The sequence below is a fragment of the Rouxiella sp. WC2420 genome (assembly GCF_041200025.1).
Lineage (GTDB): Bacteria > Pseudomonadota > Gammaproteobacteria > Enterobacterales > Enterobacteriaceae > Rouxiella.
The window spans coordinates 1-9053 of sequence record NZ_CP165629.1 but is presented as its reverse complement, the minus strand read 5'-3'; the positions used below and the strand labels follow the sequence as shown (position 1 = coordinate 9053).

At 37.2% G+C, this 9053-nt stretch carries 8 protein-coding genes and 2 pseudogenes; 3 read left to right on the top strand and 7 right to left on the bottom strand.

Features of this window, described 5'->3' with window-relative positions:
• Nucleotides 1-251: pseudogene (locus AB3G37_RS24335) on the bottom strand (UDP-glucose 6-dehydrogenase); the annotation flags it as partial.
• Between the two features lie 311 nt (nt 252-562).
• Between AB3G37_RS24335 and AB3G37_RS24330 the strand changes: the two are divergent.
• The gene (locus AB3G37_RS24330; protein WP_369791041.1) at nt 563-1378 is read left to right on the top strand and encodes a glycosyltransferase family 2 protein; all 816 of its coding nucleotides are present in this window, start codon (nt 563-565) and stop codon (nt 1376-1378) included.
• A 190-nt stretch (nt 1379-1568) separates the two neighbouring features.
• Here AB3G37_RS24330 and AB3G37_RS24325 read toward each other — a convergent pair whose 3' ends face one another.
• From AB3G37_RS24325 to AB3G37_RS24305, 5 genes and pseudogenes are all read right to left on the bottom strand, one after another.
• Nucleotides 1569-1991, bottom strand: a complete 423-nt coding sequence (locus AB3G37_RS24325; protein WP_369791040.1) for a DNA-binding protein — start codon at nt 1989-1991, stop codon at nt 1569-1571.
• A 7-nt stretch (nt 1992-1998) separates the two neighbouring features.
• Nucleotides 1999-2967, bottom strand: coding sequence for a replication initiation protein (locus tag AB3G37_RS24320; protein ID WP_369791039.1), 969 nt, complete (start codon nt 2965-2967; stop codon nt 1999-2001).
• A gap of 1224 nt (nt 2968-4191) precedes the next feature.
• Nucleotides 4192-4356, bottom strand: a complete 165-nt coding sequence (locus tag AB3G37_RS24315) for a hypothetical protein (RefSeq protein ID WP_369791038.1) — start codon at nt 4354-4356, stop codon at nt 4192-4194.
• 599 nt (nt 4357-4955) lie between these two features.
• Nucleotides 4956-5225: a hypothetical protein gene (locus tag AB3G37_RS24310; protein WP_369791037.1), complete on the bottom strand. Its 270-nt coding sequence runs from the start codon at nt 5223-5225 to the stop codon at nt 4956-4958.
• 248 nt (nt 5226-5473) lie between these two features.
• A pseudogene (locus AB3G37_RS24305) lies at nt 5474-5581 on the bottom strand (IS5/IS1182 family transposase); the annotation flags it as partial.
• A gap of 367 nt (nt 5582-5948) precedes the next feature.
• Here AB3G37_RS24305 and AB3G37_RS24300 point away from each other — a divergent pair.
• A complete protein-coding gene (locus AB3G37_RS24300) occupies nt 5949-7211 on the top strand; it encodes an oligosaccharide flippase family protein (RefSeq protein ID WP_369791036.1) in 1263 nt (420 codons plus the stop codon).
• Nucleotides 7212-7233: 22 nt separating this feature from the next.
• Nucleotides 7234-8076: a glycosyltransferase gene (locus tag AB3G37_RS24295; protein ID WP_369791035.1), complete on the top strand. Its 843-nt coding sequence runs from the start codon at nt 7234-7236 to the stop codon at nt 8074-8076.
• Between the two features lie 61 nt (nt 8077-8137).
• On the opposite strand, the gene AB3G37_RS24290 is transcribed toward AB3G37_RS24295, so the two are convergent.
• On the bottom strand, nt 8138-9053 hold a 916-nt coding region (locus tag AB3G37_RS24290; RefSeq protein ID WP_369791034.1), incomplete at its 5' end, for a nucleotide sugar dehydrogenase.

Genomic DNA, 9053 nt, shown 5'->3' with positions numbered 1-9053 from the left:
TCAGTTGGGGTTGCAATAATTATGAAATCCGAATCTTGATAAGCAATTGATTTATTAGTTGTTGCAGTAAAGTTTATTTTTTTTTCTAAAAGAAACAAACTTATTTCATTGTCAATAATTGGCGATTCTTTATTATTTATTTTGTCAACTTTCTCCTTTGAAATATCAAGAGCAACAACTTCATTATGTTGCGATAATAAAATACCATTGGATAATCCCACATACCCTATTCCAACAATGGTGATTTTCATAATTAATCCTTTGCATGCTATAAGTTTAAGAAGATTATGATTATATCATTTAAAAGCTTTTTCCGCGAGCACCCGTCATAGATGCTATCATGGGAAAATAATATTAACATACTCATGTGCTGGTGAAATATCAAACGCATTAAATATTGAGCTATTAATCATCATAAAATTTTTCAAAATTTCTTTTTTATGATAACATTATTTTTTAATAAAGGAGTTTATTCATGAAGATTTTTGCAATTTGCCTTGTGAAAAATGAAGTCGATATAATTGAGAGGAATATCATTAGTGCTCTTGCATAGGCTGACAAGATTTTTATTGCTGATCATATGAGTACGGATGGAACTTGGGATTTAATTTGTAATAAGCTAAAAAATCTAGAGAATGTTGAAGTATATGGACAAATAAATAATTCATTCCATGATGGTATCCGAAGTTTAATTTATGATAAATATAAACATATGGCATGCCAGGATGATTGGTGGTGCAGGCTAGACTCTGATGAGTTTTATATAGATAACCCAAGGTTTTTTTTGAGCGGGGTCGATAAAAAATATCACTACGTTAAGGCAGCAAAAAATCAATATTATTTTACGGATGTTGATTTAAAAAAATTCCATGAAAATGGAAGTGATTATCTCAATGGGCAGTGTGTTGACACCATGCATTATTATCTTTGCAATGATGCAGAAATAAGATTTGTGAGGCATTTAAATAAAGAATGGAAAAGTGATGAACAATGGCCAAAATTAAATTGGTCTGCATTGGTATTTCATGATTATATTAGATTAAAGCATTTCCAGTATAGATATCCCGAACAAATTGATAAAAGACTAATAATTAGATCAGATGTAAAAAAAGAGACGAATTTCTTTTCTCATGAAGTCAGGAACTCATGGACTACACGATTAAATAAAGATGAGATGATACACAAGGAGGATGTAGTAGATGATTTCAAACAATCGTGGATGGATAGGATTGTAAACTATAAAAATCTAAATGACGATAGAGTATCCATGAATAATATTGATTATAATTTAATTATAAAGATACCTACAACGAAAGAACAAATAATTAAAAAAATCATTTCGATCTTATCTCGAGGGAAATGGAATAACATTTATTAGTGATTACTATTGTACTGGATATTTTACAGAATAACGGCTTAGACGCACTGCTGCACAGGAACTCACCGCAAAAATCCTCCGGGACGCGCAAAAGCGCGGGTTTGCTACTCCGAAATCGAGCTGTTTTCGTGTTGCAGGTTTTTTATCAGAATGGTGGTTCTGGTTTCAGCCTGCAAACGGGCTGAAACCGCTATTTTTTCCAGAATTGCCATAATTTTTTCATCATTGGCTGCGCGACCGGCTCTGGTGTTGCCGGCAGCTTGGATTCGATTAACAGCATGGCTTGTTTCAGACTATCTATGTGTGCGTCTTTGTCTTGAAGTCGCTGCTTCAATAAGTCTACTTTCTGTTTTAATAGCTCTATTTCTGCTTCAATTTTGTCAATTTTCAAGGTGCCAGCGTGTGACATTGTTACGAGTCTCGTGTCATAACTTAGTGTGTCAATGTTCTGCTTTATCTCACCATAACACCTTATTAATTCTGAGGTTTCAATTGATTTTTCTGTCGCGTCACCGTGTGACTTCGAGAGCCTTCCTGTCGCGATGTGCCGTTGTATTGTCCTGCGACTCTTACCTGTTAATCTTGCCGCCTCAGTTATTGATACCAGAGCCATGACTACCTCAAATTTGTCCGTATTTCGCTAATATTTTTTCCAGAGTGGTACGTTGCTTTAGTGTTAGCCAAGAAAAAGATCCGTTAAGATCATGCTTACTTTGCATATCGTGAAGAAATTTTATTTCAAAGCTAGTTAGCTGAACTTTGGCTGTTAGATCGCTATGTAGTATCTTTTTGAGTCCTTCATGTATGCGCGTTTCTAACTTTATGCTTTCTTGAATATTCGGAAATGTGTCCGTGGTACTCTCTTTTTGGTCTTTCGCAAGTTCAGTGGCAAGAGCAACTTGCTTATCAAGCTCACATTGGAAAATTAATGTGTCAGTAGGGCGGCCTCGTTTATCAATAGATAGTTTCATGTTGCTGTAGTTGTTTAGATCTTTAATCGCTGCTTTTAACACCCAGCGATTAAGCTCTTTAAATGCAGGATAATTTTTTTCTAGCATCAACATGAATTTAAAATTTATTATACTGACTTCTATATTTGCCTTGTGTGTTTTTCTTTGCATTAACTCTTTTAGGAGCCATTCGTATATGCGCATGGAGTATTTATTTTCAAAAGACTTAACATGCTCAAGGTTATATTTAATAAATCTTTTTATTTGAAATAGATAGGGTAGTACATCTTCACTAAAAACCAAGCTTAACGATTGTGTACGACGATTAAACTCAGCCAAGTTAACCCATTGGAATATTCGCTTAGAGACATCCCCTGTAGGATAGATTATCTCTACGGTACGCGTCATTAGTTCACTGGTGGCACCGTTTAATCGATGGTAAGCATTGTCAGCGGTTAAACCCATCATCTTAGCGTATTGCTGATAGGTGAAAGTGATTGTTCTATCTGCCCTTGTAGGATTTTTAATGGTTGGATTGAGCAATGCCACACAGCACAAAATTAGTTTTGTCTCATGTTCGGTTAAGTCATAGCGACTCATAGCTAATTCATTTGCTTTAAAAACCACTAACTCAGACATTTTTTCTCGCTTGGTGTAGGTGAAATTCAAGACTACACCAGATACTAAAGGTGTAGCCTTTTTTGTCAACTACACCTTACTTATTGTGCTGTGAGTACCATGATTTTTGCTACACCTTTGTGTCCGTTTTTATGATTTTTGCTACACCCATTATGATTTTTGCTACACCTTTTTGGTTTTTTTTTTAGTAAAATCAATAAATTAAAAACATCAGAATAAAGAAAGAATAGAAAAGATAAAAAGAATAGATCCCAGCCTTGTGGATAACTGAACCTATGAGTCACTGATTCAGTATGATAAAAGGATGTCGCAAACGCTGTTTGCTCCTCTTCAAAACAGACCTAAAAGGCCAAACACCTTGATAGCTCCCTCGCAAGCTCGGGCACGTCGCAGAATATTCTTTTTGTCTCCGACCATCAGACGACTGAATCGCTATTCTTTTTGTAAAATTCAGTTCGCTACGCTCTCGGCTCTAGCAGGTAATAGGGGTAAATGGCAGCCCAGGCGTTTTTCACTAATTATTACGATAACCCTACCCCTGAGACAAGAAAAGCCCGTCACGGGCTTCTCATGGAGTTAATGAGAGTATGTCATGCAGTGCTGTCTACTGTTTACTGCTGAGCACCGCTTACTCCCTGATTTTCCAGTCCGACCATTTCTGATTTGAGCGCCGGAAATCATCCGATTTCTGTGAGGCTCGTCAGGAGGGCGAAGCCTATGGAAAAACGCCATCGGCGCATCCTTTTTTTCGTACCCCTGCCTTCCGCTTACCTTCATCCAGCCTTCTTCGCTCCGCAACGCTCGCCGCAGTCTTGACTAGCGAAGTCTGTCAAGACTAGGAAGCGTCATGTCATCCATTCACTTTCCCAGGCACGGCCACACCGGTTTCTTATGCGGCTCCGGCTTTCGTTTTTTTCGCAGGACAGGATGTGTGTTTGGAGTACCGCCACGTCGTGCCGGCATCCAACACGCATCGTCAGGGCAACCTCCGACACCCGATTGAGTCCACAGGAAATGGGGATGCTCATTTGAGTGATTTAGTGCAACTCAGTGCAATCGGAAGAAGGGATAGCGGGCTTCGAGAGGCGTTAGTGCAACTTAATGCAATTTAGTGCAATTGCTCCTATTGGCACGAATAGGTCAGAGGCACGTTACCGATGTTTACAAACCGCCTGCGGCGTTCTGTCACATCGTGCGCGCCAAAGGGTGCCCCTTTGAAACCCGTCAGACACCCTTTTTCTTTTTCGCCTCCTCCGCGAGCCGTTCGCGTTCGGTTTCTTCTTCATAGGCTTTCCGGTATTCCGGATCTTTCATCCAGCGGGCGTGCAGTTCGGCATGTGTTGTTAGTTTTTTGCCTGTGGGATAGAGGGATGATGTGTCTTTTTTCATTGTGATGTTCTCCTATTTCACTGCCGCGCTGCGCTTGCCCAACGGTGGCCGACCGCGAAAAAAATTTTCACGTCCGGTCACCGTTTCAGGATTGGGACCGCGGTCCCAATTCCTAACGTAACTTAATATTTGGGACCGTGGTCCCAACGGAATGCGGGGGGTATATACGATTTTGTACATACACCGTATATACATGAGCAATACGGTGTACAGCCATATTGTGGGTACAACGTATGACATTGTATTGCTTTTTTGGCGTGGGACCGTGGTCCCAGCTGCCCCTATTTCCCCGATTGGGACCACGGTCCCAAAGTGATCCTTTTAACCCGTCCGGCCCATTTTAGCCGCCAAATCTCTCGCCGCCGGTTTGCGTGCATAACGATTCACCCACGTAAAACTCATCTGCAGCGTTTTGGGTGGTTTTCAGGGGGTGTGACGTGTTCTTTTGAGGGTTAGGGCTTAAAACGGCCCCGAGGGCCGTTCAGGCGGTGTGGATAACGGATGTTATGGTAAATAGGTGATAGGAAGAGATGTAAACAAGGGGTAATTCCTTTTAGACAGGCAGATGAATACCTGCACACCCTTGTCGCGATTCGGCGTTAAACCAAGTAGTTTTCTATATCGTTGAGCAGGGTTTCAAGCTCTTCGCGCGTTTTCGATGTTTCTTCCACCGCGCGGTCGATAATGCGTGCTTTAAGAAAAAAATCGAGCGCCATGTTGGTGTCACTCACGATCTGCTGGCGAGTGATTTTCTGAGCTGGATTTTCTTTTCCCTGTGCTTTCATCTGCATCTCTAGAGAAGAAAAAACGCCGTCTGCTGTCGTGTTGTGGCTTAAGGCGGTGACGAGCATGTGAAGTGTGAATTGCATTAATTATCCTGAAGTATGATTTTGTATTTTATTTGATCATTCGGGGGGCATAAATTGTTTAATATGGTTGTATGCACCATAAAAAAACCTATTATCGGTTCTTTATTTTAGGGCATGTTTGGAGATCGGAAGTTATTGTCCGTTAAGCCTGTTTCTTAAACAGGTATGACAGGCAGCTTTGAACGAGGAGCGTATCGAGGCAACTACTCCACCGGCCAGTAACCGGCGCGCGTTCGTGGCGGGATAAGCGCCTTAATGACCGCCTCATCAAACCAGAATGTCGTTGAGCCTCGATTGCCGAGCGTCTTGTTGTAGGTGGCCAAGTTGGTGATTTTGAACGTTTTTTGCCACGTGATACCACTGCAGGATAGGGAATGTGATGATCTGTTCCTGATATCTGCCAAAAGTTCGATTTATTCAACAAAGCATCTTGAGGAGTGATAAAGTCGAAGCCTTTTCAGGGGTAAACCATAATCACATTATATCGATTTTGTCTTACTATTAAGATTATTAACCTGTAAATTTGGAGGGTTATATAGCAAGGGTTAAAATATGTGTTTTTTTACTCAAAAAACTAAAGATGTAAAAAATAAAAAATTTTAAAAGTCGTTGAGGGGGATTGATTTATAATAAATGCCACATGAAAACATACATTTAAATTATTGTTAATCCATCTTCTTTTGGTGCATAATTAAACTTTAAAGTCTTGAGTTAGGTGGTATTGTGAATAGAAAAATTTTGACAAATTCGATATGGATGATGTCTGAAAAACTAGTTACGATGTTTGGATTAATATTTGTTGTATCTTATGTAGCAAAATATGTTGGTACAACCATATTTGGTCAGATTGCATTGGCTACATCTTTATTTCAAATAACATTGGTTATTGCTCAGCTTGGTAGTGATGTGATTATCTTCAAAAGAATAAGCAAAAATCATAAGTCAGGAGTTAAGTTAATAACAGCCACCCTGCCAATGAGAGGCTTAATATATATATTAATTTCAATTCCTGTTGTTTTTTTTACTCATAAAACAGGTGATGTTAACGGATTTATTTTTATCATAGCTTGCTTCGCATCTTGTTTTTTTTCATCCATTGATGTTTTTAGTATGTATTATGATGCTAAGCTGGAGTCAATGAGGAATACTATCGCAAACATTTTTGGTCTAATTGTTAGTTTGATTCTGCGATGGGTTATTGTTTTTTTTCATGTGGATGTTAAGTTTTTAGCTATTCCAATAATTTTTGCGAGTTTAATTCCTTTTTTAATTAGATTGTACTTTTTTAAAAGGCATAATAGCATGAAAGTTGGGAGTTCTAGGCATAGAAATAAATATAAAAAATACTTGATAATGTCTGGTTTTTCTTTTGTAATATCTACTTTGTCTGTTGCTATATATGCAAGATTATCAATAATTTTATTAGGATTCATGAGCAGTGGGCCTAGTGTTGGTGTTTTTTCTGTATCCATTACTCTTGCGGGAGCTTGGTCATTTATCTTAACTTCTTTGATAACATCAAATTTGCCATCTATATTCTCAGAGAAAGATGAATTAAAGGCCATTAAACTAGCATCGAAATTGAATGCTATGATAGTAATCATTAGTCTGATTATTATTTCATTTGTTTCAATCTTTGGTGATTACTTTATTCGTAAGTTATATGGCATTGATTTTATCGATGCCTACAAACCGTTATTGATACTCTCATTCTCGACTATGATATCTTCATTAGGAATCATATCTGCGAGGTTTATAGCAAGATCGTCGGGTTATTCTTTTCTATCAAAAAAAATGCTTTGCGTGGCTTTATTTAGCCTTGTAATTAATATCCCACTGATTAATTTTTATGGTTTAACTGGAGCCGCAACTGCAACCCTACTTACCGAGATAGTATCTTTAACCTTCTTTAATTATTTTTTTAAAAAAGGAATTATACTAAAATTGCATTTGTCAACCTTATTTGTAAATAAGATTTTAAAATAGTTTTTTTAAAAAAGGAGTACATATGGAAGGCTTTTCTAAACCACCTTTGGTGAGTATATATATTTCAACATGCAATAGAGTGAGAGAATTGAAAAGAGCTATTAGCTCCGTTCTAAAGCAAGACTTCACCAATTTTGAACTATTGATTTGTGATGATGCATCTACAGATGAGACAGAAGAATATGTAAACTCACTAATTCAGAAAGATAATAGAATTCGCTACTTCAGGAACAGAGAAAACAAAGGTGCATGTGCTACTAGAAATCTTGGGATCTTTTCTGCCAAAGGTAAATATATCACTGGGTTGGATGATGATGATGAGTTTTGCCAAAATAGAGTGTCGCTTTTTTTAAAAAATTGGCGAGACGAATATTCTTTCATATGTGCTAATTTTTTTGAGAGTTATCCAAACGATAATAAGCGTTCTTTTTACAAAGTAAATGAAAAAAATATTTCTTTTGATTTTAAAGATATGCTATTTCATAATGTTGCATCAAATCAGGTTTTTACATTGACCAATAGGTTAAAAGAAATAGGTGGTTTTGATGAAAGTGTCAAACGGCTTCAAGATTGGGATACCTGGCTAAGGCTTTCTTATCAATATGGGGGGTTTTTAAGGTTACCTCAAAGCACTTACATTATGCATCATGATCATGAAGATGGTGCCGCGAGGGTATCAAAAAGCGCAGGATTTAGTGATTCCTTGATTCTTTTGTCGAAGAGAAATAAGGATATTTATAAAGGAAAAGGTATTTTGTTTATGAGAATACAAGCTTTAAGTGTTGATAATAAGAAGGGTTATCATTGGAAGATACTATGGGGGGTGATATGGAAAGTTCATTCTTTTATTGGCCTTAAAAGATAAAAATATATGACCCTATAGCAAACCCACTCATATGAGTTTTTTATAGGGTTTTGATTATGTGTTAGTTACTCCCAAAAATGTCTCTCGTATATACTTTTTGTTCAACATCCTTAAGTTCTTCAACAATCCTATTTGCGATGATTATATCACAAGAATTTTTAATTTCATTTAAGTCATGCGTTACGGGAGAATTGAAGAAATACTTATCCTTCATAGCAGGTTCATATACTATGATTTCGACACCCTTAGCCTTGAGTCGTTTCATTATGCCTAGCATTGCAGATGCTCTGTAATTATCAGACCCGGATTTCATTGCCAAACGATAAATTCCGACAACATTTGGTTTTAGCCTTAATATCCTGTCAGCTATAAAATCCTTGCGTGTTCTATTTGCATCTACTATAGCTTTAATAATATTGTTAGGAACCTGATCATAGTTTGCTCGTAATTGCTTTGTATCTTTTGGCAAGCAATACCCGCCATAACCAAATGATGGGTTATTATAGTAGTCTCCTATTCTGGGATCTAGACAAACTCCCTCAATGATATCTCGTGCCTCTAAATTATTATGTTCAGCATAGCTATCTAATTCATTAAAATACCCAATCCGTAAAGCAAGATATGTATTAGAAAAAAGTTTGATAGCTTCAGCTTCTGTATCATTTGTAAAAATAGTAGGAATGTTTTTCTTGATCGCCCCTTCTATCAATAGCTCGGAAAATATTTTAGCTTTATCACCTTTATCCCCTATAACAATTCTTGAAGGGTATAAGTTATCATAAAGCGCCCTCCCTTCACGTAAAAACTCAGGGGAAAATATTATATTTTCAATAGAAAGTTTTTCTTTTATTTTTCTAGTAAAACCTACAGGGACTGTTGATTTTATAATTATAGTTGCTCTGGGGTTTATATTAATAGCATCATTAATCACCAATTCTACACTTTCAGTGTTAAAATAGTTTGTTTTAGGGTCGTAA